Source organism: Pseudonocardia sp. Ae150A_Ps1 (assembly GCF_001932315.1).
Taxonomy (GTDB): Bacteria; Actinomycetota; Actinomycetes; order Mycobacteriales; family Pseudonocardiaceae; genus Pseudonocardia.
Genome location: NZ_MCIJ01000001.1, coordinates 5,819,501 through 5,843,726, shown reverse-complemented (window position 1 = coordinate 5,843,726; position 24,226 = coordinate 5,819,501). Strand labels below are relative to the sequence as shown.

The window sequence follows — 24,226 nt, the reverse complement described above, 5'->3', positions numbered from 1 at the left end:
GGAGCGGGCAGCACGGCCGGTCGCTGTTCGGACCGCGGCGTTCGCGGGTGCGAACCCGGTCGCCGACCAGCGAGCGGTGGTCACGCAGCGAGAGTCCGAGGCTCACACCGGGTACCGGGGCTCCACGCGGTAAATTCGGGGCCCAAACGGGGAATCCGGGGCCCACACGGCGAGTCCGGTGGTCACACGACGAGTCCGGTGGTCACGGGCGGCACGGGTCGTCACGCAGCGAGCCCGCGTGCGGTCCGGATCACCTCGGCGGTGAGCCGGACGGCCCGATCGCAGGTCTTGTCGATCCAGGACCCCGGCCCCGGCGGCTCGACGTCGGCAGCCTGGGTCTGCGTGCGGATCAGCTGGCTCTCACCGGTGTCGACGAGGATCTCGCAGAGCGGGGCGATCGTTTCCCGCTCGGTGAGCCGGATGGTGCCGTAACCCTCGATCTCGCCGATCATCGCACCGTCGGCGCCGACCGCCTGCTCGGCATCGGACGGGAAGAACTGCACCGTGAAACCGAAGTCGCTGCCGTAGCCGCCCCAGTCGCACAGGCGGGTCGGCTTCCCCCCGACCACCGGCGACGCGATCCGACGCCTCTCCGGGGCCACACCCGCGGCCCTCAGGCTCTCCGGTGACACCGTCGCGCACGGATCGAGGCGGTTCAGGTCGATGTCCGCCGGCCGGGCCGGGAACGGATCCGGCAGACCCAAGGGCGCGGACGCGCACCCCCCGAGCACGAGAACCAGCACGACCGCCGCCCACCACCGCGTCACGGACCCTCCTCGCCTCCGGGGAGACGCTAGCCCCTACCCCCTGTCCCGCACGGAGATTCCGGGGTGATCACGGATCGGGAAGCGATCCGGCCACGAACGGCCGTATCCCTTCCCGATCCGTGATCACGGGCTGCGGCGAGTGGGCCCGGACGCGAGCCGGCCGCGACCACCTGGGTGGTCGCGGCCGGGGAGGACGTGCGTGGGGTTGGGCTCAGATCAGGCCGAGCTTCTTCACCGCGTCGCGCTCCTCGACGAGCTCGGCGACCGAGGCGTCGATCTTCCCGCGGGAGAACTCGTCGATCTCCAGGCCCTGGACGATCTTCCACTCGCCGTTCTCGGAGGTGACCGGGAACGAGGAGATGATGCCCTCGGCGACGCCGTAGGAGCCGTCGGACGGGATCGCGGCGGAGACCCAGTCGCCGGCCGGGGTGCCGTTGACCCAGTCGTGGACGTGGTCGATGGCGGCGTTCGCGGCCGACGCGGCCGAGGACGCGCCCCGGGCCTCGATGATCGCGGCACCACGCTTGGCGACGGTCGGGATGAAGTCGTTCTCCAGCCACTCCCGCTCGACCTGCTCGGCGGCGATCTTGCCGCCGACCTCGGCGTGGAAGAGGTCGGGGTACTGGGTGGCGGAGTGGTTGCCCCAGATCGTGAGCTTGGAGATCTCGTCGAGGCCGACGCCGAGCTTCTTGGCCAGCTGGGCCAGCGCACGGTTGTGGTCGAGGCGGGTCATCGCGGTGAAGCGGTCGGCCGGGACGTCCGGCGCGGACGCCTGGGCGATCAGGGCGTTGGTGTTGGCCGGGTTGCCGACGGCGAGCACGCGGATGTCGCTCGCGGCGCCGTCGTTGATGGCCTTGCCCTGGGGACCGAAGATGCCGCCGTTGGCCTCGAGCAGGTCGCCGCGCTCCATGCCCTTCGTGCGGGGACGGGCGCCGACCAGCAGGGCGACGTTCGCGCCGTCGAAGGCGGCCTTCGCGTCGTCGTGGATGTCGATGCCGCGCAGCAGCGGGAACGCGCAGTCGTCGAGCTCCATCGCGGTGCCCTCGGCGGCCTTGACGGCCTGCGGGATCTCGAGAAGGTTCAGCTTGACCGGGGTGTCGGGCCCCAGCAGCTGCCCGGAGGCGATCCGGAAGAGCAGCGCGTAACCGATCTGGCCAGCGGCTCCGGTGACGGTGACGGAAACGGGGGTAGCAGACACGACGCGGACCCTAGCCCTGTCGGGCGTCGCACGCCGCGACGGGGAGCACACGGATCGCTCCAGGTGGCACGAACCACACCCGGTAGCGTCGACGTCCGTGCACGCCCTCCCGGTGACCGACCGGTCCGCGGCCCCCGATCTGGCCCGTGGGGCGGCGCTGCTGCTCATCGCGATCGCCAACGCCCACACGTTCGTCACGCACCGCGGGATCGGCGTCCGCACCTACCCGCGGGACCTCTCCGGGGTCGACGCCGTCGTCGCCACGGTGCAGCTCACCCTGGTCGACGGCCGTGCGTACCCGCTGTTCGCGGTGCTGTTCGGGTTCGGGATCGCGGGCCTCGCCGCCCGCCGCACCCCGCCCGGCGCGCGGGCCGGCGACGACGTCGTGGCGTTGGTCCGCCGGCGCGGCGGCGCGCTGCTCGCGATCGGTGCGATCCACGCGGTCCTGCTGTGGCACGGCGACTTCGTCGCCGCGTACGGGCTGATCGCGGTGCTGGCGGCCGGGTTGCTGGCCCGGGGCACGACCCCACAGCTGGTGACGACGGCGGCGACGACGACCGCCCTCGCCGTGCTGCTCCACCTGCCGGTGGCGCTCACCGATGCCGGGGCACCGTCGGCGTCGCCGTCGCTGGTGCAGCCGGACGCCCTCGTGGCGATGGCGGACCGGTTCGGCGAGTGGTTGTTCGGCAACCTGCTGCTGAGCGCGCTCGCGCTCACCGGCGCGGCCGCCGTCGGCGTGCTGCTCCACCGGTCCGGGCTGCTCGCCGACCCGGCCCGGCACCGCCGCCCGCTGCGACGACTGGCCGTCGCCGGGATCGCGACGGGTGTCCTCGGCGGACTGCCGATGGCGCTCGTCGCCGCGGGGTCCTGGTCCCCGCCGACGACGGTGCTGCTGGTGCTCGGTCCGCTGCACGCGCTCACCGGGTACGCCGCCGGCGTCGGCTACGCGGCGCTGGCCGGGCTGGTCGTGGCGCGGCGCGCCGGGCGTGCGCCGGGCCGCGTCGGCGCGGCGCTGGAGGCGACCGGGCAGCGGTCGTTGTCGGCGTACCTGGCGCAGTCGGTGGCGTTCGTGGCGTTGTTCCCGGCCTGGACGCTCGGGCTGGGTGCGGGCCTGCCGCTGTGGGCGGCGGCACTGTGCGGGACCGGGGGTCTGGGCGACGACGGTGCTGGTGGCGACGTGGTCGGCACGCACCGGCGGGCGCGGCCCGGCCGAGTCGCTGCTGCGCCGCCTGACGTACTCCCGGCCCGTCGGCCCGGGGCTGGGGTCGCGCCCGTGACCGGCCGGGAGGATCCCGCGCACCGCGACGAGCCGGACGGCCGTCCGCCGTGGCAGGGAGCGCCCGGGTACTCCGGTGTGGACGACCCGGATCCCGGTCCCGGCGGGGTGCCCCCGCACGCGCCGCTGCCCGGCGCCCCGCCGTACCCACCGGCGACCTGGCCCGACGATTCCGCGCCGTCCGACCGGGAGCCGCCGCCGGTCGCGCGGCTGCTCCCCCGGTGTGTCGCGGCGAGCGCGGGCTGGGTGGCGGTCGCGCTGCTCCTGGCGCTGGTCACCGGCGTGGTGTCGTGGCCGCTGCGCGGGATCGCGCTCGTCGTACCGTGGGGGCTGACGGCCGTCGCGCTGCTCGTCCCGGCCCGTCGCGGCGCCGGCCCGGGTGGACTGGTGGCGCTGGCGTTCGGTCCGTTCTGGCTGCTGCACGCGCTGCTGGTCGGTCTGCTCGGCTGGTGAGCGACGGCCCCTCCGGCCGCGGCGGGCCATCCGTCGCGATCTCGAGTGGCAGCACACGGTGCGTGCCGGAATGATGCGTTCCGCACCGCCCGTCCCGGCGAAGGAGCTCCTCGTGGCGCAGCACGACCCGTACGTCCTGCCGATGGTCGACGTCGCCGACAAGTGGGTGGTCCGGTGCGACTGCGGGTGCGGCGCCTTCGAGCAGTACGCCACCCAGGACGAGGCGCAGGACCGGTCCGACGCCCTCCGCGCCGAGAACGAGCCGCCGCCGTCGGAGCGCGCGCAGGCCGTCGACGAGGTCCGGGCGGCGGAAGGCTCCGACCCGGTCTGAGGCCCGCCGCTACCGCTGCCGCGGGAGCAGCGGGCCCAGCGGACCGAGCTCGATGTTGAGGTCCTGCGCGGTGAGTCCGAACCGCTCGGTCAGCTCCTCCATCGCGGACTCCAGGTGCATGAGCGACGTACCGAGGTCCTCGATCTGGTCGTCGGTGAGATCGCCCTGGTCGACCCGCCGCAGCACCTGCTTCTCCATCAGCTGACGCAGCAGTTCGACGATCGTCAGCACCAGCTTCATCAGGTCCCGCTCGACCGACTCACGGTCGATCTCGACCCGGCCGGCGGGCCGGGCCGGGCGCGACCCGGGCTCCGGGGCGCTCATCCACCGGCCCCCGGGAGCGCACGCGGCTCGGCGGCGGAGACACGCCCGTCCCCGTGGGGCACGTCCTCCGCCGGCGCGATCGAGGTGATGAGCGCGCGCAGCGAGATCCGGACGAGATCGACGCCGGCCAGCGAGATCGTCACGTCCCCGGTGAGCACCACTCCACCGGCGAGCAGCCGGTCCAGGAGGTCGACGAGTGCCACCTCGCGGTCGCCGAACAGTCCGGTCGGTTCGGTCATCCGTCGTCACCGCCCGGGGCGGTCCCGGCGAACGAGTACGGCACCCAGGGGCCGGTCACCTCGACCAGCAGCGCGGGCGTCGCGGCCGCCTCCACGGCGGCCCGCCACCGGTCGGTGTCGTCCGTGTCGACGAGGTAGGCCGCGTTGAGCACCATCTGCTCGGTCCGGCCGGTGAGCGCGGCGTCGTGGACGCGGTGCCGGCGCGCCTCGACCGCGGCCCCGGCGACGGCGTCGTGCAGGCTCTCGGCCACCCGGAACGCCTCGTCGGTCCGGGCCTCCGCCGCCCCGGCGGCGGCACGGCGGCGGCGCAGGTACTCCGCCCCGGACGACGGCCGCTCGCCCCGCGCCGCGGGTGCGGCCCGCGGGGCCCATGCCTTCAGCCCCCACTCGGCCCGGCCGTGCACCCGGTCGAGGACGGCCTCGAACCCGGACCGGCGCTCGTCGAGGACCGCACGGACCCGCGCGTCGTCGGTGAAGACGGTCGCGAGGGCCAGCGGCGCCACGTCGGACGAGCGCCCGACCTCGTCGACGACGTGGTGGTGCGCGCGGGCGGTCGCGGTGAGCCAGTCGAGGTCCTGCAGCCGGTCCTCGATCGCGTCCTGCGCGAACTCGGCGGCGGGCACCCGGCTGACGACGGCGTGCAGCCCGGACCCCGCGACGACCCGGACGGGCGCGTCGAGCACCCCGGTCAGTGTCGCGAGACCGGGCGGCTCACGACGGGTGACGGCGTAGACGTACGACAGCTCGCCCGGCGCGGCCGCGGGGCTGTCGTCGGGTGTCTCCTGCACGGTCATCGCCTCCGGGAGCGGGTGCCGTCGTCACGGGCGCGGCGCCGTTCCGCCGGCTCGCGGGCCGGGGCGTCACGGGCACGGCGGCGTGGTGTTCCCGCAGCACGGCGCCGGGACGGGGCGGGGGGATCGTCGGGTCCGGGCCTGTCGAGCTGGGCGCGGTCCTCGGTCCGGTCGGGCGGCTGCCGCTCCTCGTCCGCGTCGGCGGCGTCGGCACCGGTGTCGGCATCCGCGTCGGCATCCGCGTCGGCGTCCGCGTCGTCGAAGTCGTCGGCGTCGAAGTCGTCGTCGGCGCCGGCGTCGAGGTCGGCGTCGAGGTCGGCGTCGAGGTCGTCGGCAGCGGCGGCCGCCTCTGCTCCGGCGTCTGCTCCGGCGTCGTCGGCGTCGTCGTCGGCCCGGTGCCGGTCCGCTCCGTCGCCCGAAGGCCCCGCCGGGGGCAGACCGTCGCGACCCGCGGCGCGTTCCAGGGCCTCGACCCGCTCACGCAGGTGGGCGTTCTCGGTCTCCAGGTCCTGCCGTCCGGCCGAGAGCGTCGGGTCGCGCTCCCACCAGTCGATGCCCATCTCCTTCGCCCGGTCGACGGACGCGACCACCAGTCGGATCTTGATCGCCAGCAGCTCGATGTCGAGGAGGTTCACCTGGATGTCCCCGGCGATGACGATCCCCTTGTCCAGCACCCGTTCCAGGATGTCGGCGAGGTTCGCCCCGTCGTTCCGGGACTCCTGCTGCCGCCGGGGCTGCCCGGACGACCAGCGCACCGTGTCGCTGCTCATGCCTCACCCCCGGTCCCGCGGGTGTAGCGGCGGACGCGCCGGTACGACACGAGCTCGGCCTCCCGGTCGAGCTCGGCCTCGTACACCCCGAGGACGTCGGCCGAGTCCGGGATCCGCCGGGACTCGACGACCTCCACCTCGATCGTCCAGCCCTCGTCGTGCCGGGAGACCGAGGTGACACCCTCCGGGGTGCGGCCGGTCATCTCGACGACCTGCTCCAACGCAGCCCGGGCGACGGCCCGCGCACCGAGCCGGGCCGGACGGGGCGGAGGTTCCGGTTCGCCCCCGCCGTCGTCGCCGTCGTCGCCGTCGTCGCCGCCGTTGTCGCTGTCGTCCCCCTCGTCCTGGCCCTCGTCGGTCCCGTCGTCGCCCTCGATCTCGTCGATGTCGTCGATGTCGTCGTCGAGCTCGTCGATCTCGTCGTCCGGAGCTGCATCGTCGGGCGCCTCCTCGTCCTCCGCGACCCGGTCCTCCGGGACCTCGTCCTCCGCGGCCCGCCGCATCTGCCGCCGACGCCGGGGCGTGTCCTCCGCCGCCCGTCGCCGGGGGCCGTCCCCGGCCGCCCGGCGCCCGGGCGCCTCGTCGGCGGCACGGCGCCGCGACCCGTCACCGGTGGACCTGCGCCGTGGGGCGTCGCCCGCCGGTGCCCGGCGCGCTGCATCCCCGTCGGCCCGGCGACGCCGCGGCCGCTCGCCGGTCCCCTCCCCGTCGGCCCGGCGGCCCGGTTCCTCACCCGACCGCGCCCTCCTCGGCCGGGCACCGCCCTCCGCGCGGGGACGTCGCGGGGCCGTCGCCTCGTCACGCCCGGGTGCCTCGGCACCGTCCCGGCGGCGGGCAGCGGATCCCCCCCCGGGCGGTGCGGCGCTCCGCGCGATCGCCCGGCCCGCCTCCCGCGCGGTCGTGATCACGGCCGCCGCCGCCGTCGTCGCCGCGGGTGGTCCGTCGCCGGACGGGGCGGTCAGCCACTCCGGCCTCCCCCACCGCGGTCGATCAGCCGCCCGAGGAGCTCCTCCTGGCGGGCGTCGCGCTCGGCCTCGTCGATGTCGCCGTCCTCGAACGCCCGCTCCGACTCGTCGATCTTGCGACGGATGACGGCAGGGTCGTTCATCTCCCGGTCGGCCTCGGCCTCGATCTGCTCGGCGATCCACATGACGCCCCGCACCGGGGCGAGCGGCAGCGTCAGGATCCCGGTCAGCAACCCCATCTCACTCCTCCGTCCCGGCGTCGGGAGCGGGCAGGAAGTCGAACGGGGCGACCGGCCCGATCAGCTGCAGCGACACCCGGTCCCCCCACTCGTCGCCGAGCGCGTCGACCGCGGTGTCGAACTCCGCGCGGCGGTCGCGGCGCACCAGCACCGCGAGGTGCACCGCACCGTCCTCACCGCCGACCTCCTTGACCACGATCCCCTCGCACTGCGGCTCCAGCAGCTCGACGGCGGCCTCGGCGTCGGCGGTCCGCAGGCGTTCCACCTCGTTCGCGATCCGCTCGCCGAGCGTGATCCGCTCGTAGTGGGTGGCGTCGGGATCGGTGTCGCGCAACGACCGGCTCATCTCGGCGATCTCCGGGTCGCGGTCGACGATCCCGCCGAGCAGGAGGTCCTCGTCGTAACGGCCGTAGAGCACGAACTGCAGACACCCGTCGAGGCGCCGCAGCACGTCGACGAAGAAGTCGTGGTTCTCCTCCAGCAGCTCGTCGACGACGGCCAGGTCGTCGGAGACGACGCCGCCGAACTGCATCGGCAGCACCGTCACCTCCGCCGCCACCGCGTTCACGACCCGCTCGTGCGCCATCAGGTCGTCACGCCGGCCCAGGGGCCGGTCCGTCGGGACGTCGCTGACGACCGCCGCGAGCTCGCGGTGGTCGAGCAGACCGATCTCACCCCCCGGCGCGCCCACCGGGTCCAGGTCGCCGGGGATCCGGGCGCCCGCGGCGACCACCCCGTACACGTAGACGCCGTTCCCGGCCGTTCCCTCGCTCACCTGCGCTTCTCCCCCTTGCGCTCACCGCGGAACTCGTCGAACTTCTCCTTCCCCGCCTCCAGGACGCCGCGCGTCGTGCCCTTCGCGCCACCCTCGTACGCGCTCTCGGTGAGCCCGCTGACGACCTGCCCGAGGTCCTTGCCGCCCTTCTGGTGCAGGTCGAGCCGGTTGGTGGCCTCGGCGAAGCGGAGGTAGGTGTCGACGCTGGCGACCACGATCCGCGCGTCGATCGTGACGAGCTCGATGCCGACCAGCGACACCTTCACGAACACGTCGATGACCAGGCCCTTCTCCAGGATCAGGTCGATCACCTGGGCGAGGTCCCCCTGCGGTGCGCGGGAGACCCGGCCCCCTTCCTGACGGCTGACGGTCACCCGTCATCCCCTCCTCTCGTACGGCGTGGAAGGCCCGGCCGGTGCCGCCGGATCAGGACGCACCGGCCTTGCGGCGGCGCGGGGCGGTACGGCCCCGGCGGCCGCCGGACCCGTTGCGGCCACCGTCGTCCGCGGGCTCCGGCTCCTCGGGTTCGTCGTCGTCGGCGTACTCGCCGGCGTCCAGGTCCTCGTCGAGGTCCTCGACGTCCAGGTCGTCGCCGTCCTCGTCCTCGGGGACCTCGTCGACGACCTCGTCCTCGTCGAACTCCTCGAACTCGTCGTCGGGCCCGCCGGCCGGCTCCTCGACGTCGTCGTCGGCGTACTCGGCGGCCTCGCCCTCGTCGTCCTCGAGTTCCTCGTCGGCGCCGTCGTCGTACTCGTCGTAGGCGTCGTCGTCGTACTCCTCGTCCTCCCGGGCACGCTCCTCCTCGAGCGCCTCCTCGTGGGTCCTGACGACCTCGCTGTCGCGGATCTCCCCGCGCCAGCCCTCGAGCTCCTCGCGGTTCACGAGCGTCTCGACCATGACGTGCCTGCGGTAGTGCTTGAACTCGAGCCGGGCCCGCCGGCCCACGGCACGCCAGACGTTCCCGGTCTTCTCGAACAGCCCGACCGGGTAGTACTCCAGGACCAGCAGGACCTTGGTCAGCTGCGGCGCGAGCTCGTGGAACGTCACGATGCCGTTGACGTAGCCCTTCGCGCCGCCGGAGCGCCAGACGATGTGGCTGTCCGGGACCTGCTCGATGATCGTCGCGTTCCAGGTCCGCTTGGACAGGAACACCTGGGCCCGCCAGGTGGTCTTCTCGTCGGACTCCTGCTCGACGCTGTGCACCTTCTTCATGAAGCTCGGGAAGTCGGCGAACTGCGTCCACTGGTCGTAGGCGACGCGGACCGGGACCCCGACGTCGAGCTCCTCGACGATGTTCATGAACTTGAACTTGCCGCGCTGCCCGCCGCCCGGACCGCCGGATCCCCCGGAGCCGCCGGAGTCGTCGGAGTCGTCGTCCGAGCCGCCGCCGAGCCCGACCGCGCCGAGCACCTTGTCCTTCGCCGCCGACAGGCCGCCCTTCAGCGCGCCCGTCACCGGGTTCCCGCCCTGCAGCATCGCCGTGCCGCCACCGAGCGCGGCCCCGAGCCCGGCGCCACCGTTCTCGGTGACGTCGGTGAGCCGTCCGGTCAGCGCGTCGACCCGCTCCAGAGCCGCCCCGACCGCCCGGTCGGTCACCGCACCGAGCAGGGTCATCGCCGCGTCCTTCAACCGGTCCGTGGGCAGCTGCGCGAGGCCCGAGGCCTGGTCGGCGACGTCGTCCGCCGGGTTCGCCTCAGGCATCGTCGCCCCCGCGGCGGGTCCGGGTCGTGCTGCCGCGGCCGCCACCGCGGGCTGTGCGCCGGGTGCCCGACGCCGAGTCCGATCCGCTGCCGGACCGGCCGCCCGTGCTGCGCGCCCGGGACCGCGACGCCGTGCCGGACGCCGCCGACTTCGCCGACTTCGCGGTCTTCGCGGTCTTCGCCGCCCCCGAGGCCGCCGACGCGGCCGTGCGCCGCCGTGCCGGTGCCTTCGCCGTCGCCCCGGTCGCGTCACCGGCCGCGGCGCCGGAACGGCGGCCGCCGGTGCCCGGGCGGCCGTCGTCGGCCGCGGTGTCGTCGACCGCGTCGTCGGCCGAGTCGTCGGCCGAGTCGTCCCTGTCCTCCGCGGTGTCGTCCGCCGTGTCGTCCGCGGTGTCGTCGCCCCCGTCCGTGCCCACGTCGCCGGGGCCGGAGTCCCCGGCCGACCGGCGGGACCGGCCCGCCGACGCGAGCCGCCCCGTCGTCCGGCGCGCGGCGTCCAGACCGTCCGCGGTGGACCCCGCGACGGCGCCCGCCGTGTCCGCCACCTTCTCCACCGGCTTGCCGAGGTTCTCCACCCGCTCGACGAGCGAGTCCGTCAACGACTCCATGCGGCTCGCCGCGGCGGCGAGCGCCGCGTCCCTCCCGGCCTCCACCAGACGCCCGGTGATCGCCTCCCGCAGTCGCGACACGTCGGCCGAACCGGCCGCCAGCTTCGCGCCCTTTCCCAGCAGATCCGTGGGCGAGAGATCGAGTTTCCGGCCGGCCAGCGCGCCGCCCAGCATGATCGCCAGTTTCATCTTCTTCGTGCGGCCGAGGACATACCCCCGAGCACCGCCATCCCCACCTTCGCAGCCGAACTCATGAATGACCACTCCTCCGATACGAGAATGCGATCTTGACCGCTCGGCGCACCGTCGAGATCGACTTCTGTCGCGACGCTCCCACCGAGATCAGCTGCAACGCCGACTGCACAAAGCCTCGCACGGGTCACGTTCCGGCGCGACGTTACAGCGAATGGTCAATTTCCGTACGCCTTCGTCCGGAGCAACATGGGATTGCGCCGTAAAGGTGTGCGACACACCGTGGACGGGCTGACGCAAATGCTGTCACTAGACCGGAAGAGGGGACCCGGTGAATCGGACGGCGCATGATCTTCCCGAGAGATCCTCAATGGAATCAGCTCGTTCTCGATCACTGGTGATCACGTTTCCGGAGTCCCCCGGGCAAAAGAATTCTTCACTCGAAGAGAGCAGCATGATCCGGGAAATACGGTGCTACCTGCGTGGTTCCGGAGCAGGGCCGGAGCGGGGATGGCACGGGGGTGGCGCGGGGGCGGGACCGGCGGGCGCGGACGCGCGGCGCAACGGTCGGGAGCCTGCGGCCGTGACCGTCCGCAGTGGTCGCCGGCCACCCCGCCCGCGGCCGGACGGCAGCGGCGCGGGGTGGCAGGGCGGGGCCGGGAGGGCCGGGTGCGGGTGTGTCAGTCCCGGCGGCGGGAGGTGATCACGCCGGTGTTGAACCCGGCCAGGTGCAGCCCGCCGGCGAAGCGGGCGTGCTCCACCTTGAGACAGCGGTCCATCACGACGTCGAGGCCGGCCTGCTCGGCACGGCGGGCGAGGTCGGCGTCGAACAGGCCGAACTGCAACCAGAACACCGACGGGTGCGGGTCCAGCGCCAGCACGTCGTCGAGCACCCCCGGGAGGTCCTCCGGCTTCCGGAAGACGTCGACGAGGTCGGGGACGACGGGAAGCTCCGCCAGCGACGGGTACACCGGGCGGCCGAGGATCTCGGTCGCGTGCGGGTTCACGAAGTACACGTCGAACCCGGTGGAGGCCAGCAGGTAGGTCGCGACGAAGTTGCTGGCGCGGGCCGGGTTGGGCGACGCACCGACCATCGCGACGGTCCGGGTGTCGCGCAGGATCCGCTGCCGCCGCCACGCGGGCGGGTTCTCCCAGGTCACGCGTCCTCCTTCAGCGCTGCGGTGAGGGCCTGGTCCAGGTCCCACACGATGTCGTCCGGATCCTCGAGACCGACCGAGATCCGGATCATGTCCGCGGGGACGCCGGCCTGGTCCAGCTGGTCGGGCGTGAGCTGCTGGTGCGTCGTCGACGCCGGGTGCAGCACGAGCGTGCGCGCGTCGCCGACGTTGGCGAGATGGCTGCACAGCTGCACCGACTCGATGAACCGGGCGCCCGCGTCGCGGCCGCCCGTCACACCGAACGCGAAGACCGCGCCCGGCCCGTTCGGCAGGTAGCGCCCGGCGCGCTCGTGGTGCTCGTGCGAGGGCAGCCCCGGGTAGGTCACGTACTCGACGCGCGGGTCGGCCTCCAGCCACTCCGCGACCCGGCGGGCGTTCGCGACGTGCTGGTCCATCCGCTGCGGGAGCGTCTCGACGCCCTGCATCAGCAGGAACGCCGAGTGCGCCGACAGCGTCGCGCCGACGTCGCGCAACTGCTCGGCCCGCAGCTTCGTGAGGAAGCCGAGTTCCTGGAAGTTGCCCCACCACGTGAGCCCGCCGTACGACGGCACCGGCTCGGTCATCTGCGGGAAGTTCCCGTTGCCCCAGTCGAAGGTGCCCGCGTCGATGACGACGCCGCCCAGCGTGGTGCCGTGGCCGCCGAGGAACTTCGTCACCGAGTGGATGACGATGTCGGCACCGTGCTCGAGCGGGCGGCACAGGTACGGCGTCGCCAGCGTCGCGTCGATGATCAGCGGCAGGCCGCGGGCGTGCGCGACCTCGGCGAGCCCGGCGATGTCGGCGACCTCCCCGCCCGGGTTCGAGATCACCTCGGCGAACACGAACTTCGTGTCGTCGCGGATCGCCGCGGCGTAGTCGGCCGGGTCGGTGCCGGGCACGAACGTCGTGTCGACGCCGAAGCGCCGCAGCGTGACGTCGAGCTGGGTGATCGTGCCGCCGTAGAGCCCGGCCGCGGCGACGGCGTGGTCCCCGGCCCCGGCGAGCGCCGCGAAGGTCAGGAACTCCGCCGACTGCCCCGACGCCGTGCAGACCGCGCCGATCCCGCCCTCCAGGCTGGCCAGCCGTTCCTCCAGCGCCGACACCGTCGGGTTGGCGATCCGGGAGTAGATGAGCCCGTACTTCTGCAGCGCGAACAGCGCCGCGGCGTCGTCGGTGTCCCGGAAGACGTAGCTGGTGGTCTGGTGGATCGGGACGGCCCGCGATCCGGTCTCCGCGTCCGGCACCGTGCCCGCGTGCACGGCCCGGGTGCGGAAGCCCCAGGCCCGGTCCTGCTGCTGGTGATCGCTCACGGTCCCCATCCTGCCTCCTGACCGCGCGGCATGGCGCGGGGTACCGTCCGATCATGCGCACCGTACGCCCGGAACATCCCTGTCGACCCGTCTGCGCCGCATGAGGATCGACGCGCGCATCCGCGACTCGCTGGAGACCGTCGCCCGGGACGTCCGGGCCTGCGAGGAGATCGGGTACGACGGCGCCTGGAACGGCGAGAACCGCGCCGACGGCCTGCTGCCCCTCGTGCTCGCCGCCGAGCACTCGACGCGGATGCAGCTCGGCCCGTCGGTCGCGATCGCCTTCGCGCGGACGCCGATGACGGTCGCCTACCCGGCCTGGGACCTGCAGCGGTTCTCCGGCGGACGGCTGGTGCTCGGCCTCGGCAGCCAGATCCGGCCGCACGTCACCCGCCGGTTCTCGATGCCGTGGTCGCGGCCGGCCGCGCGGATGCGGGAGTTCGTCGTCGCGCTGCGGGCGATCTGGCGGAGCTGGGAGACCGGCGAGCCGCTCGCGCACCGCGGCGAGTTCTACGACCACTCCCTGATGACGCCGGCGTCCGTCCCGCCGCCGAACCCGCACGGCCCGCCCGCGGTGTTCGTGGCCGCGGTCGGTCCGCAGATGCTGCGGGTGGCGGCGGAGGTCGCCGACGGGCTGTTCGTGCACCCGTTCTGCACCACCCGGTACCTGGAGGAGGTCATCGCCCCGGCGGTGGCCGAGCACCGTCCGGCGGGCATGGCGCCGCTGGAGATCGCGCTGTCGCCGTTCGTCGCGTTCGACGACGCCGACGTGGCCGAGGTGCGCCGGCGGATCTCCTTCTACGGCTCGACCCCCGCCTACCGGCCCGTCCTGGAGCTGCACGGCCTGGGCGAGCTGCAGGACGAGCTCAACGCGCTGTCCAAACAGGGCCGGTGGGACGACATGGTCCCGCTCGTCGACGACGACCTGCTCGACCTCATGTGCGCCACCGGCGACACCGCGGGCGTCGCCGACGGGCTGCGCCGGCGCTGGGGCGGGACCGCGGACCGGCTGCGGTTCACGGTGCCCGGTGAGATCCCGCCGCCGGAGCGCTTCGCCGACCTGGTGGCCGCGCTCCGCGCCTGACGGGGTTCACAGGTGGGTGCGGAGGAACTCCAGCACCCGCCGGGTCGCGTCGGTGGCGGCCGGCTCGTCGTAGGCCGCGTGCAGCGGCGAGCGCCGCGCGGCCGCACCGAGCACGCCCTCGGTCCGCGTCATGAACGAGTGCCCGGCGTCGGGGTAGACCTTCACGTCGTGCGGGATCCCGCGCTCGGCGAGGTCGGCCTCGAGACGTTCCGGGTAACCGTCGGCGAACTGCGCGTCCCGGCCGCCGAAGCTGGCGACCACCGGGCAGACGGGCTCCACCCGGGTGCCGCTGCGGCCGTAGAACGGCACCGCCACCCGGTACAGCCCGGTCTGCGACAGCAGCATCGCGAATCCGCCGCCCATGCAGAACCCGACGGCACCGATCCGGTCGGCGTCCACCGTGGGCTGGCCGGCGAGCCAGCGTCGCGCGGACTCGCAGTCCCCCAGTGCCGCGCCCCGGCCGGACGCCATCGTCGCCATCGTGGAGGCGACGCACAGCGGCTTCACCTTCCCGCGGGCGAACAGGTCCGGGATGAGGACGGTGTAGCCCTCGCGGGCGAGCTCCCGGGCGATCCGGCGCATCTCCGGGGTCATCCCGAACGCCTCGTAGATCATGACCAGCGCCGGGCCGGGCTCACCGGTCTCCGGCCGGGCCAGGAACCCGGGCAGGGTCCCGCCGTTGACGCTGGGAACCGCGACGTCCGCCTCGACCGTCATCGTCGACCGCCCTTCCGGACCCGCACGAGGCCCTCCTGCATCGTCGTGGCGACCAGACGGCCGTCCGCGGTGAAGAACCGGCCCGACGCCAGCCCGCGCCCGCCGGACGCGGCCGGCGAGTAGCAGGTGTAGAGCAGCCACTCGTCGGCCCGGAACGGCTCGTGGAACCACATCGCATGGTCCAGGCTGGCCATCTGCACGCCGTTCGCGGGCGCGTCGTGCCGGGCGACGACGGAGCCGAGCAGCGTCAGGTCGCTGGCGTAGGTCAGCAGGCAGACGTGCAGCAGCTTCTCGTCCGGGAGCGTCCCGTCGGCGCGCAGCCACAACCGCATCGGCTCGTCGGACGGCCCGGTCCAGCGCTGCGACGACACCGGCTCGTCGATCAGCCGGATGTCCAGCGGCCGGGGCAGCCCGGCCATCCACCCGCCGTCGCCGCGCACGGCGCGGGCGCCGAGGTCGTCGATCCGGTCCGGTGCGGGGACGCCCTGGGGCATCGGCTCGGAATGCCGCAGCCCGTCCTGCTCCATCTGGAACGACGCCGACAGCGAGAAGATCGCCTCGCCGCGCTGGATGGCCAGCACCCGGCGGGTCGTGAACGACCGCCCGTCCCGCACCCGCTCGGTCTCGTAGACGATCGGGATGTTCGGGTCGCCGGGCCGGATGAAGTACGCGTGCAGCGAGTGCACCGGACGGTCGCCGGGCACCGTCCGCCCGGCCGCCACCAGCGCCTGTCCCGCGACCTGGCCGCCGAACACCCTGGGCAGCGAGACCGGCGGGCTCACGCCGCGGAAGAGGTTGTCCTCCAGGCGTTCGAGGTCCAGCAGCGAGACCAGGTCGTCGAGGACGGCCTGGCCGCGCGGCTCGCCGTCGGCGGCGGTCGCCTGCGGCTCGGTCGCGGGAACGGGTTCGGCGGGGCTCACGGGACGGGAGTATGCGGGATCAGGTGAGATCGTCCTCGCCCAGGCGGTGCACCCGGATCAGGTTGGTCGAGCCGACGGTCGCGGGCGGCGAGCCGGCGACGATCACGACGAGGTCGCCCGGCTTGAACCGGCCGATCGACAGGATCGCGTGGTCGACCTGCCGGACCATGGCGTCGGTCGAGTCCACCTTGTCGACCAGGAAGGTCTCCACACCCCAGGTCATCGCGAGCTGGCTGCGGACCGCAGGCTCGGGGGTGAAGGCCAGCAGCGGCAGCCGGGTGTGCAGCCGGGCGAGCCGGCGCACGGTGTCACCAGACTGCGAGAACGCCACCAGCGCACGCGCCGAGAGCCGCTCGCCGATGTCGCGGGCCGCGTACGACAGCACGCCCCGCTTGGTGCGCGGCACGTGGTTCAGCGGCGGCACGGTCGCGGGGCCGGACTCGACGGCCTCGACGATCTCGGCCATCGTCCGCACCGTCTTGATCGGGAACCGGCCGACGCTCGTCTCGCCGGAGAGCATCACGGCGTCGGTGCCGTCGAGGACCGCGTTCGCCACGTCGCTCGCCTCGGCGCGGGTCGGCCGCGAGTTGGTGATCATCGAGTCCAGCATCTGGGTGGCCACGATGACGGGCTTGGCGTTCTCCCGGGCGATCTGCACCGCGCGCTTCTGCACCAGCGGGACGTTCTGCAGCGGCAGCTCGACGCCGAGGTCGCCGCGGGCGACCATGATCCCGTCGAAGGCCAGGACGACGGCCTCGAGGTTGTCGACCGCCTCCGGCTTCTCCAGCTTCGCGACGACCGGGACCCGGCCGTAGCCGGTGCGGTCCATGATCTTGTGGGCGAGCTCGATGTCGGCGGGGCTGCGCACGAACGACAGCGCGACGACGTCGGCCCGCAGCGCCATCGCGAACTCGAGGTCGGCGATGTCCTTCTCCGACAGCGCCGGCACCGAGATGTTCATCCCCGGCAGGGAGAGGCCCTTGTTGTCGGACACCGGGCCGCCCTCGGTGACCCGGCAGACGACGTCGTTGCCCTCGACGGCCACGACCCGCAGGCCGACCTTGCCGTCGTCGACGAGCATGCGGTCGTCGACCTTCGCGTCCTGCGCGAGTCCCTTGTAGGTGGTGGAGACGCGGTCGTGGGTGCCGGCCACGTCGTCGCACGTGATCCGCACCTCCTCGCCCGTGCGCCACTCGGTGGGCCCGTCGGTGAACCGGCCCAGGCGGATCTTCGGGCCCTGCAGGTCGGCCAGGACGCCGACGGCGCGACCGCTGGAGTCGGCGGCGTCACGGACCATGTCGTAGACGCGCTTGTGGTCCTCGCGATCGCCGTGGCTGAAGTTGAGCCGGGCCACGTCCATCCCGGCGTCGACGAGATCCCGGATCCGGTCAGGTGTCGCGGTGGCCGGCCCGATGGTGCAAACGATCTTGGTTCGACGTGTCACGGGACCAGCGTAGCGCTGTACTGGAACGATCAGGTTCCCGGCGCAAGGCCAGTCGGTGTCCGGTCGGGTGGAGCCGGTGGAGGAGACTGGGGTCGTGCGTGTCCAGCCGTTCGTCCTCGCGGTCCTGCTCAGCCTGGTCGTGCTGTTCACCCCGGCATCCGGGGAGCCGACCGCACCGCCCGGCACCGACAAGATCGTGCACCTGCTCGTCTTCGCCCTGCTCGCCTGGACCGGGCGCACCGCGGGGCTGCGTCCGTGGCCGCTGCTGGGCGGGCTCGTCGTGTACGCGGCGGCGTCCGAGGTGCTGCAGGCCGCGCTGCCGATCGGCCGCAGCGGCGACGTGCTGGACGGACTCACCGACGTCGCCGGCGCCGTGCTCGGACTCGGCCTGTACCTCGCGACGGCCCGGCTGCGCACCGGGGAACGCTCCGGACGCTCGCGGCTCGGCTGAGCGGCGCTGCTCGCCGGCCGAGTCAGCGGTTCGAGACCGAGGACCCCGGCGACACACCACCGCGGACGCCGTCCCCGGTGCGCGAGCCCGGATCCGCAGGTGCCCTTTCCTGGAATCGCTGCTCGGGGAAGCGATTCCGCAGAAGGACACCCCGGGGGGGGATCGCACACACACCGCCGGACACCCGGCCCGGGGCCCAGGACCGATCCCTTGCCGGACTTCGCTGCCTGAGGAAGCGATTCGACGGAAGGGCACCCCCGGCGGGCCACGCAGGCCGGCAGGACAGGCCGGCAGGACAGGCCGGCAGAACGCAGTGGCGGCCGCAGCAGTCCTGTGACCCGGCACCGCTGCCGCTCAGCGGCGGGGCTGCTCGCTCGGCCCGACGTGGTCGGCCAGCCACTCGGCGAGCGGACCCGCTGCGCGCCAGACCTTCCGGACCCGGTCCCTGGCCCGCGGGCCGTGCAGGACCTCGTCCGGCGGCCACCGGCGGGACACGAAGAGGCCCTTGTGCCGCAGCAGGTCCAGTCGCGGGTGGTCGGGGTCGGTGCCACGCGGGCGGGTCTTGAGGGTCTCCCCGCCGACGGCCAGCCCGTCCTTCTCGGCGGCCGCCAGCCGGTCGCGGAGATCCTCGCCGCGGCGCTCGTCGTCCACCGCCGTGCGGAACCGGGCGACCTGGTCGGGCGCCATCATGTAGTAGCCACCCGCGGCGAGCATGCCCTCGGACGACACCTCGACGTAGAACGGTGCGGTGTAGCCGCCGCAGTGCGTCTTGTACGGCGTCTTGTCCGCGGAGAACCGGACGTCGCGGTGCGGGCGGAAGACCTTCCCGGCGCCGAACTCGTCCTCCAGGTCGGCGAGGAGGGCGAGCATCGGGGCGCGGACGTCGCGTTCGTAGACCTCGCGGTTGTCCGTCCAGTACGCCCGGGAGTTGTCGGCGAGCAGGCCGTCGTAGAACTCGACCGCGGCGTCGCCGAAGCCGGAGAAGCCGGCCACGGCGCTCACGCCTCCGTGCGGTCGGGCGCGGACTCCTCGTCGGGGTCCGGTTCGGGGTCGGCCTGCCGGAAGTCCTCGCGCCCCTTCGGTGCGAACGCGATGTAGGCGACCGCACCGACGAACACCACGGCGGACACGACGACGTTGATCCGCAGGTCGCCGAACACCCGGGTGGCGGGGTCGGTGCGCATCAGCTCGATGAAGAACCGGCCGAGTGTGTAGCCCGCGACGTAGACGGCGAAGGTGCGGCCGTGGCCGAGCCGGAACCGGCGGTCGGCGAACACCACGACCGCGGCGACGGCGAGGTTCCACAGCAGCTCGTAGAGGAACGTCGGATGGACGACCGCGATCGGCGTCGGGTCGATCGCGACGCCGCCGAGGGCGTCCTCCAGCCCGGTCGCCGGATCCACCCGCCGGTAGATCTCCAGCCCCCACGGCAGCGTCGTCGGGCCGCCGTAGAGCTCCTGGTTGAACCAGTTGCCGAGCCGGCCGACCGCCTGCGCGACGACGATTCCGGGCGCGACGGCGTCGGCGAAGACCGGCAGCGGGACGCCGAGGCGCCGGCAGCCGATCCACGCACCGACACCACCGAGCGCGACGGCGCCCCAGATGCCGAGCCCGCCGTTCCAGATCTCCAGCGCGCCGAGCGGGTCGCCGCCGGGTCCGAAGTACGTCTGCCAGTCGGTCGCGACGTGGTAGAGCCGCCCGCCGACCAGGCCGAACGGGACCGCCCAGACGGCGACGTCGAGCACCGTGCCGGGCCGCCCGCCGCGGGCGACGAGCCGCTTCTCCCCCCACCACAGCGCGAGCGCGATGCCGGCGACGATGCAGAGCGCGTACGCGCGGATCGGGATCGGGCCGAGGTGCCAGACACCACGGTCCGGACTCGGGATGGCGGCGAGCGCGGTGGTGACGGCCGGGGTGAGTGCGGACGCGAGCACTGGTTCAGGCGCCGGTGCGGCTGCAGGACGGGTGGAACCCCGCGGCGACCAGGCCGCGGACCGCGGAGGCGGGATCGCCGCTGGTCACCAGGCCCTCGCCGACGAGCACCGCGTCGGCGCCCCAGCCGGCGTAGGTGAGCAGGTCACCGGGGCCGCGGACACCGGACTCGGCCACCTTGATCACGTTCGAGGGCAGTCCGGGCGCGATCTCGCCGAACACCGAGCGGTTCACCTCGAGGGTGTGCAGGTTGCGCGAGTTGACGCCGATCAGCGTCGCACCGGCCTCCAGCGCGCGGTCGCACTCCTCCTCGGTGTGCACCTCGACGAGCGGGGTCATCCCGAGCGACTCGACCCGGTCGAGCAGCGAGTCCAGCACCGGCTGCTCCAACGCGGCGACGATCAGCAGCACGACGTCCGCGCCGTGCGCGCGGGCCTCGTGCACCTGGTACGGCGTGACGATGAAGTCCTTGCGCAGCAGCGGGACGTCGACCCGCGCACGGACGGCGTCGAAGTCGGCGAGCGAGCCGCCGAACCGGCGCTGCTCGGTGAGCACGCTGATCACGCGGGCGCCGCCGTCGGCGTAGGTCTCCGCCAGGTCGGCCGGGTCCGGGATGTCGGCCAGCGACCCCTTGGACGGGCTCGCCCGCTTCACCTCGGCGATGACGCCGACACCGGGCTCGCGCAGCGCGGCCATCGCGTCCCGGGGAGGCGCCGCGGCCGCGGCCCGGCGCTTGATCTCCTCGAGATCGACCGCCTTCTCCCGCTCGGCGAGGTCCTCCCGGACACCCTCCACGATGGATTCCAGGACGCTCGGCACACCGCCGCCGGCTCCGTCGTGCTGTCCCGTGCCCACCGTGTCGACTCCTTCTCCACCTCGCGCGTCGTCCGTCGTCGGCGCCATGCTAGTTCTCCCCCTCACGCGGCCCCACCGTCGGGTCGCCGCCCGCGTCCAGCCGTTCCCAGGCCGCGCGGTCCGGGTCCGACTCCGTCGCCCGCTCCCGTGCCCCGGGAGCGGAGTAGCGCGCACCGAGCCGCGGCAGCCGGGGTTCCCGGACCACCAGGAGCACGACCGCCCCGAGCGCGAGCACACCACCCGCGACGGCGAGCCACGGCCACGGGGTCGCCGTCACCGCGCCCATCCCACCCGGCGCGTTCGGCGCGGTGAGCCCGGACCGGGCCGAGGCGAGCTCGGCCGCCGTCGGCGGGACGACGAGCAGCCGCACCGTCAGCCCGACGGCGGCGATCGCCGCCAGCCCGACGAGCACGCCCAGCAGCCGGCGCGCGATGCCGGACAGGGCCACCAGCGCGGCGACCGCCGCCAGCAGCAACGCCGCGACCGCCGTCACCGCCGGCTGCAGCTGTGCCCCGGTCGCGGTCGCCTCGACGGTGCCGCGGGTCCCCGTCGGCACCGCCACGCCGAACCAGGCCGCCGATCCGGATCCCCACAGCGCCGCGGCCCCGGCCAGCAGGCCGAGGACCACGAGCCCGAGGGCCCGCCGATCGGTGCGTTCCGGGGCGGCGGCCGTCACGGGGTGGACCCGTTCGTCTCGGGTGGCCGCAGGGAGCCCGCGGCCGCGACGGCCGACAGCACCGCCCTGGCCTTGTTGAGGCACTCGGTGTCCTCGGCGGCCGGGTCGGAGTCGGCGACGATCCCGCCGCCGGCCTGCACGTAGGCCGTCCCGTTGCGGATCATCGCGGTACGGATGGCGATCGCGGTGTCGGCGTTCCCGGCGAAGTCCAGATAGCCGACGATGCCGCCGTACTGGCCGCGGCGGGTCGGCTCCAGCCGGTCGATGACCTGCATCGCCCGGACCTTCGGCGCGCCGGACAGGGTGCCCGCCGGGAAGCAGGCGACGACGGCGTCGAACGCCGTACGTCCGCCGCGCAGCAGCCCCGTGACCGTCGAGACCAGGTGCATGACGTGGCTGTAGCGCTCGATCTCGAAGAAGTTCCGGACGGTGACGGTGCCCGGCTCGCAGACCCGGCCCAGGTCGTTGCGGCCGAGGTCGACGAGCATCAGGTGCTCCGCGCGCTCCTTCTCGTCGCCGCGGAGCTCCTTCTCGAGCAGCTCGTCCTCCTCGTCGGTCGCGCCGCGCCACCGGGTACCGGCGATCGGGTGCGTCGTCGCGCGGCCGTCGAGCACGCTGACCAGGGCCTCCGGGCTGGACCCGACGATCGAGAACGGCGGCCCGCCCGCCGCGTCCTCCAGGCTGAGCAGGTACATGTACGGGCTCGGGTTCGTGGTGCGGAGGACCCGGTAGACCTCGAGCGGGTCGGCGTCGCACTCCATCTCGAAGCGCTGCGAGAGCACGATCTGGAAGGCCTCGCCGGCCCGGATCTGCTCCTTCGCGTCCTCGATCGCGGCGTGGTGCTCGGCCGGGGTGCGGCGGCGGAGGAACTGCGGCTCGCCCGGCCGGTACACCGCCACCGACGACGGCGCCGCGGCCCCCAGCTCGCCGGTCATCCGGTCCAGCCGGGCGACGGCGTCGTCGTAGGCCTGGTCGACGCGCTCGTCCGAGGCGTCCCAGTTGATCGCGTTCGCGATGAGGGTGACCGTGCCCTCGTGGTGGTCGAGCGCGGCCAGGTCGGTGGCCAGCAGCATCACGAGCTCCGGGAGCTGCAGGTCGTCGACGGCCGGGTCGTCCGGGTCGGCGATCCGCTCCACCCGGCGGACGACGTCGTAGCCCAGGTAGCCGACCATCCCGCCGGTCAGCGGGGGCAGGCCGGGCAGCGGCTCGGAGTGCAGCTCGGTGACGACGGTGCGCAGCGCGTCGAGCGGGTCGCCGCTGGTGGGCAGGCCGTCGGGCACCTCACCGGTCCAGCGCAGCTCGCCGTCGACGGCGGTCAGCGCGGCGGCGCTGCGCGCCCCGACGAACGACCAGCGCGACCAGGACCGGCCGTTCTCCGCGGACTCCAGCAGGAAGGTGCCGGGACGGCCGTCGGCCAGCTTGCGGTAGACGCCGACCGGGGTCTCGTCGTCGGCCAGCAGGCGCCGGGTCACCGGGATCACCCGGTGCGCGCGGGCGAGCTCGCGGAACTCCTCGCGGCTCGGGCTCACCGCTCCCAACGCTGCGGCCGAGAGGACGGTCGTGGTGCCGGGCACAGCGGTCATGGCGAGCATTGTCCCCCACCGTGACGGGCACGGTCGGGCGGGTGAAGATGGGGTCATGACCGCCTCCCAGGCCGACGCCGAGCAGCCCCGGCGGCGCCGCGGGCGTCGTTCGGGCGGCACCGACACCCGGGCCGCGCTGCTCGCGGCGGGCCGCGCCGAGTTCGCCGAGCGCGGCTACGAGGGCGCCACCGTCCGCCGGATCGCGGAGCGCGCCGGGGTGGACGCGGCGATGGTCAACCACTGGTTCGGTGGCAAGGACCAGCTGTTCGTCGCGACCCTGGAGCTGGAGATCGACCCGGCCCGGGTGCGGGCCGAGGTGCTCGGCGGCGACCCGCGGGACGTCGGCGAGCGGGTGGTCGGCGGCTTCCTCTCCGTGTGGGACACCGCCGGCGACGGTGGTGCGATGGCCGCGCTGCTGCGCAGCGTCGCCGGGCACGAGTTCGCCGCCCGGATGCTGCGCGAGTTCGTCACCCGGGTGATCCTGCAGCCGGTGACGGAGCGGGTGTCGCCGGACCGGCACGCGGAACGGGGCGCGCTGGTCGCGTCGCAGCTGATCGGGCTGGGGATGATGCGGTACGTGGTGCGGCTGGAACCGCTGGCGTCGGCCTCCCGGGAGGAGCTCGTCGCGTCGATCGGCCCGACCGTGCAGCGCTACCTGACCGGGAACCTGGGGTCGACGAACCCGGAGGCGTAGGCGGTCACGACGGCCTGCGTCCGGTGCCGTGCGCCGGTCTTGGCGAGCACCGCCGCGACGTCCGCCGTCACCGTCGGCACGTCGAGGCGCAGCTCGTCGGCGATCTCGGCGTCGGACAGCCCCCGCGCCGCCAGTCGCAGCACCTCGCCCTCGCGGGCGGTCAGCCCCGCCCCGGCCAGCCGGTCCCCGCCGGCGGGCGCGAACCCGGCGACCAGCTCGCGGACGGCGGCGGGGAACAGCAGCGCCTCCCCCGCCGCGACGGTCCGCACGGCGCGGGCGACGTCGCGGGACGGGGTGCGCCGGAGCAGGAACCCGGACGCTCCCGCACAGAGCACGTCGTACACCCGGCGGTCGTGGCCGAACGTCGTCAGCACCAGCACGCGCGGCGGGTCCGGCCGGGCGAGCAGGTCCCGGGTGACGGTGAGGTCGCCGGTGGTGTGCAACCGCACGCCGGCGAGGACGACGTCGGGGCGCAGCCAGGCGACCAGCCCCGGTGCCTCGGCACCCCGGGCGGTCTCCCCGACGACGGTGAGATCTGGCTCGGCGGCGACCACGGCGCGCAGGCCGGCGCGGACCGCGTCGTCGTCCACCAGCAGCACCCCGACGGTCATGTCGCTCCCCTCGGCCCGGCCGTCCCGGGGACCGTCCTACCCCAGGTCGCGGCCGTTCCGGGTCGCGCCGCGCCGGTCCCGTGCCCACCGTGGCCCGGTCGGCGCAGCCGGAGGCGGCCGCCCGGCGGCGCGGTGGCCGGGTCCCGGCGCCGCCCGCACACTGA

At 74.1% G+C, this 24,226-nt stretch carries 27 protein-coding genes and 1 pseudogene; 5 read left to right on the top strand and 23 right to left on the bottom strand.

The features are described 5' to 3' along the window. Positions 1 to 221: 221 nt before the first annotated feature. Both Ae150APs1_RS27510 and Ae150APs1_RS27505 read right to left on the bottom strand, forming a co-directional pair. A complete protein-coding gene (locus Ae150APs1_RS27510; protein WP_256385601.1) occupies positions 222 to 731 on the bottom strand; it encodes a DUF3558 family protein in 510 nt (169 codons plus the stop codon). A 247-nt stretch (positions 732 to 978) separates the two neighbouring features. Further along, positions 979 to 1,965, bottom strand: coding sequence for a malate dehydrogenase (locus Ae150APs1_RS27505; protein WP_010230103.1), 987 nt, complete (start codon positions 1,963 to 1,965; stop codon positions 979 to 981). 97 nt (positions 1,966 to 2,062) lie between these two features. On the opposite strand from Ae150APs1_RS27505, the gene Ae150APs1_RS34030 reads away from it, so the two are divergent. Together Ae150APs1_RS34030 and Ae150APs1_RS27490 are read left to right on the top strand one after the other, a co-directional pair. Then, positions 2,063 to 3,694, top strand: coding sequence for a DUF418 domain-containing protein (locus Ae150APs1_RS34030; RefSeq protein WP_083680519.1), 1,632 nt, complete (start codon positions 2,063 to 2,065; stop codon positions 3,692 to 3,694). 112 nt (positions 3,695 to 3,806) lie between these two features. Further along, positions 3,807 to 4,025, top strand: coding sequence for a hypothetical protein (locus tag Ae150APs1_RS27490; protein WP_139317183.1), 219 nt, complete (start codon positions 3,807 to 3,809; stop codon positions 4,023 to 4,025). Positions 4,026 to 4,034: 9 nt separating this feature from the next. Here Ae150APs1_RS27490 and Ae150APs1_RS27485 read toward each other — a convergent pair whose 3' ends face one another. The 12 genes and pseudogenes from Ae150APs1_RS27485 to Ae150APs1_RS27430 all read right to left on the bottom strand — a co-directional run bounded on the left by Ae150APs1_RS27485 (position 4,035) and on the right by Ae150APs1_RS27430 (position 13,104). Then, on the bottom strand, positions 4,035 to 4,349 hold the full coding sequence (locus Ae150APs1_RS27485) for a gas vesicle protein K (protein WP_010241726.1): 315 nt from the start codon (positions 4,347 to 4,349) through the stop codon (positions 4,035 to 4,037). After that, a complete protein-coding gene (locus tag Ae150APs1_RS27480) occupies positions 4,346 to 4,588 on the bottom strand; it encodes a gas vesicle protein (RefSeq protein ID WP_060572605.1) in 243 nt (80 codons plus the stop codon). Before Ae150APs1_RS27480 ends, Ae150APs1_RS27485 begins: the two co-directional genes overlap by 4 nt. After that, the gene (locus Ae150APs1_RS27475) at positions 4,585 to 5,382 is read right to left on the bottom strand and encodes a GvpL/GvpF family gas vesicle protein (RefSeq protein WP_083680520.1); all 798 of its coding nucleotides are present in this window, start codon (positions 5,380 to 5,382) and stop codon (positions 4,585 to 4,587) included. The genes Ae150APs1_RS27480 and Ae150APs1_RS27475 overlap by 4 nt, the downstream gene beginning before the upstream one ends. 455 nt (positions 5,383 to 5,837) lie before the next feature. Beyond that, positions 5,838 to 6,149 (bottom strand): annotated as a pseudogene (locus Ae150APs1_RS31535) (gas vesicle protein); the annotation flags it as partial. Beyond that, positions 6,146 to 6,652, bottom strand: coding sequence for a gas vesicle protein (locus Ae150APs1_RS27465; RefSeq protein ID WP_083680522.1), 507 nt, complete (start codon positions 6,650 to 6,652; stop codon positions 6,146 to 6,148). The gene Ae150APs1_RS27465 and the pseudogene Ae150APs1_RS31535, both read right to left, overlap by 4 nt. 455 nt (positions 6,653 to 7,107) lie before the next feature. Next, positions 7,108 to 7,353, bottom strand: coding sequence for a gas vesicle protein GvpG (locus Ae150APs1_RS27460; RefSeq protein ID WP_075301201.1), 246 nt, complete (start codon positions 7,351 to 7,353; stop codon positions 7,108 to 7,110). A gap of 1 nt (position 7,354) precedes the next feature. Further along, positions 7,355 to 8,128, bottom strand: coding sequence for a GvpL/GvpF family gas vesicle protein (locus Ae150APs1_RS27455; RefSeq protein ID WP_010228949.1), 774 nt, complete (start codon positions 8,126 to 8,128; stop codon positions 7,355 to 7,357). After that, positions 8,125 to 8,502, bottom strand: coding sequence for a gas vesicle protein GvpJ (gene gvpJ / locus Ae150APs1_RS27450; protein WP_010228946.1), 378 nt, complete (start codon positions 8,500 to 8,502; stop codon positions 8,125 to 8,127). Before gvpJ ends, Ae150APs1_RS27455 begins: the two co-directional genes overlap by 4 nt. A gap of 52 nt (positions 8,503 to 8,554) precedes the next feature. Then, on the bottom strand, positions 8,555 to 9,829 hold the full coding sequence (locus tag Ae150APs1_RS27445; protein ID WP_083680569.1) for an SRPBCC family protein: 1,275 nt from the start codon (positions 9,827 to 9,829) through the stop codon (positions 8,555 to 8,557). Next, positions 9,822 to 10,625, bottom strand: a complete 804-nt coding sequence (locus tag Ae150APs1_RS27440; RefSeq protein WP_075301198.1) for a hypothetical protein — start codon at positions 10,623 to 10,625, stop codon at positions 9,822 to 9,824. Before Ae150APs1_RS27440 ends, Ae150APs1_RS27445 begins: the two co-directional genes overlap by 8 nt. 683 nt (positions 10,626 to 11,308) lie before the next feature. Further along, a complete protein-coding gene (locus Ae150APs1_RS27435; RefSeq protein WP_075301196.1) occupies positions 11,309 to 11,788 on the bottom strand; it encodes a CoA-binding protein in 480 nt (159 codons plus the stop codon). Next, the gene (locus Ae150APs1_RS27430) at positions 11,785 to 13,104 is read right to left on the bottom strand and encodes an O-acetylhomoserine aminocarboxypropyltransferase/cysteine synthase family protein (RefSeq protein ID WP_075301194.1); all 1,320 of its coding nucleotides are present in this window, start codon (positions 13,102 to 13,104) and stop codon (positions 11,785 to 11,787) included. Before Ae150APs1_RS27430 ends, Ae150APs1_RS27435 begins: the two co-directional genes overlap by 4 nt. 91 nt (positions 13,105 to 13,195) lie before the next feature. Between Ae150APs1_RS27430 and Ae150APs1_RS27425 the strand changes: the two genes are divergently transcribed. Then, complete coding sequence (locus Ae150APs1_RS27425; RefSeq protein WP_075301192.1) at positions 13,196 to 14,179, top strand: TIGR03617 family F420-dependent LLM class oxidoreductase; 984 nt, start codon at positions 13,196 to 13,198, stop codon at positions 14,177 to 14,179. Between the two features lie 6 nt (positions 14,180 to 14,185). Here Ae150APs1_RS27425 and Ae150APs1_RS27420 read toward each other — a convergent pair whose 3' ends face one another. Genes Ae150APs1_RS27420 through pyk form a run of 3 tightly spaced genes read right to left on the bottom strand, consistent with a single transcriptional unit; the run spans position 14,186 to position 17,260 of the window. After that, complete coding sequence (locus Ae150APs1_RS27420) at positions 14,186 to 14,896, bottom strand: dienelactone hydrolase family protein (protein WP_075301190.1); 711 nt, start codon at positions 14,894 to 14,896, stop codon at positions 14,186 to 14,188. Then, a complete protein-coding gene (locus Ae150APs1_RS27415) occupies positions 14,893 to 15,816 on the bottom strand; it encodes an acyl-CoA thioesterase II (protein ID WP_060572617.1) in 924 nt (307 codons plus the stop codon). Before Ae150APs1_RS27415 ends, Ae150APs1_RS27420 begins: the two co-directional genes overlap by 4 nt. Positions 15,817 to 15,835: 19 nt before the next feature. Beyond that, a complete protein-coding gene (pyk, locus tag Ae150APs1_RS27410) occupies positions 15,836 to 17,260 on the bottom strand; it encodes a pyruvate kinase (protein WP_075301188.1) in 1,425 nt (474 codons plus the stop codon). Positions 17,261 to 17,354: 94 nt separating this feature from the next. On the opposite strand from pyk, the gene Ae150APs1_RS27405 reads away from it, so the two are divergent. Beyond that, positions 17,355 to 17,711: a VanZ family protein gene (locus Ae150APs1_RS27405; protein WP_075302687.1), complete on the top strand. Its 357-nt coding sequence runs from the start codon at positions 17,355 to 17,357 to the stop codon at positions 17,709 to 17,711. Positions 17,712 to 18,065: 354 nt separating this feature from the next. Here the strand turns inward: Ae150APs1_RS27405 and Ae150APs1_RS27400 are convergent, their stop codons facing one another. From Ae150APs1_RS27400 to Ae150APs1_RS27380, 5 genes are read right to left on the bottom strand one after another with little or no spacing between them, the layout of a single operon-like run. Further along, on the bottom strand, positions 18,066 to 18,713 hold the full coding sequence (locus Ae150APs1_RS27400; protein ID WP_010239804.1) for a DUF2461 domain-containing protein: 648 nt from the start codon (positions 18,711 to 18,713) through the stop codon (positions 18,066 to 18,068). After that, positions 18,710 to 19,645 carry a prolipoprotein diacylglyceryl transferase gene (gene lgt, locus Ae150APs1_RS27395; RefSeq protein ID WP_075301186.1) on the bottom strand — a complete coding sequence of 312 codons (936 nt, stop codon included), beginning with the start codon at positions 19,643 to 19,645 and terminating at the stop codon, positions 18,710 to 18,712. Before lgt ends, Ae150APs1_RS27400 begins: the two co-directional genes overlap by 4 nt. 4 nt (positions 19,646 to 19,649) lie before the next feature. Continuing rightward, the gene (gene trpC, locus Ae150APs1_RS27390; protein WP_249266498.1) at positions 19,650 to 20,498 is read right to left on the bottom strand and encodes an indole-3-glycerol phosphate synthase TrpC; all 849 of its coding nucleotides are present in this window, start codon (positions 20,496 to 20,498) and stop codon (positions 19,650 to 19,652) included. 49 nt (positions 20,499 to 20,547) lie between these two features. Further along, positions 20,548 to 21,174 (bottom strand): Trp biosynthesis-associated membrane protein, encoded by a 627-nt coding sequence (locus Ae150APs1_RS27385; RefSeq protein WP_075301184.1) that lies wholly within the window; start codon positions 21,172 to 21,174, stop codon positions 20,548 to 20,550. Continuing rightward, positions 21,171 to 22,757: an anthranilate synthase component I gene (locus tag Ae150APs1_RS27380; RefSeq protein WP_075302683.1), complete on the bottom strand. Its 1,587-nt coding sequence runs from the start codon at positions 22,755 to 22,757 to the stop codon at positions 21,171 to 21,173. The genes Ae150APs1_RS27385 and Ae150APs1_RS27380 overlap by 4 nt, the downstream gene beginning before the upstream one ends. 55 nt (positions 22,758 to 22,812) lie before the next feature. Here Ae150APs1_RS27380 and Ae150APs1_RS27375 point away from each other — a divergent pair, with 55 nt between their 5' ends. Next, positions 22,813 to 23,451: a TetR family transcriptional regulator gene (locus Ae150APs1_RS27375; protein WP_075301182.1), complete on the top strand. Its 639-nt coding sequence runs from the start codon at positions 22,813 to 22,815 to the stop codon at positions 23,449 to 23,451. Here the strand turns inward: Ae150APs1_RS27375 and Ae150APs1_RS27370 are convergent. Beyond that, a complete protein-coding gene (locus Ae150APs1_RS27370) occupies positions 23,409 to 24,062 on the bottom strand; it encodes a response regulator transcription factor (RefSeq protein ID WP_075301180.1) in 654 nt (217 codons plus the stop codon). The genes Ae150APs1_RS27375 and Ae150APs1_RS27370 overlap by 43 nt on opposite strands. Positions 24,063 to 24,226: the final 164 nt, after the last annotated feature.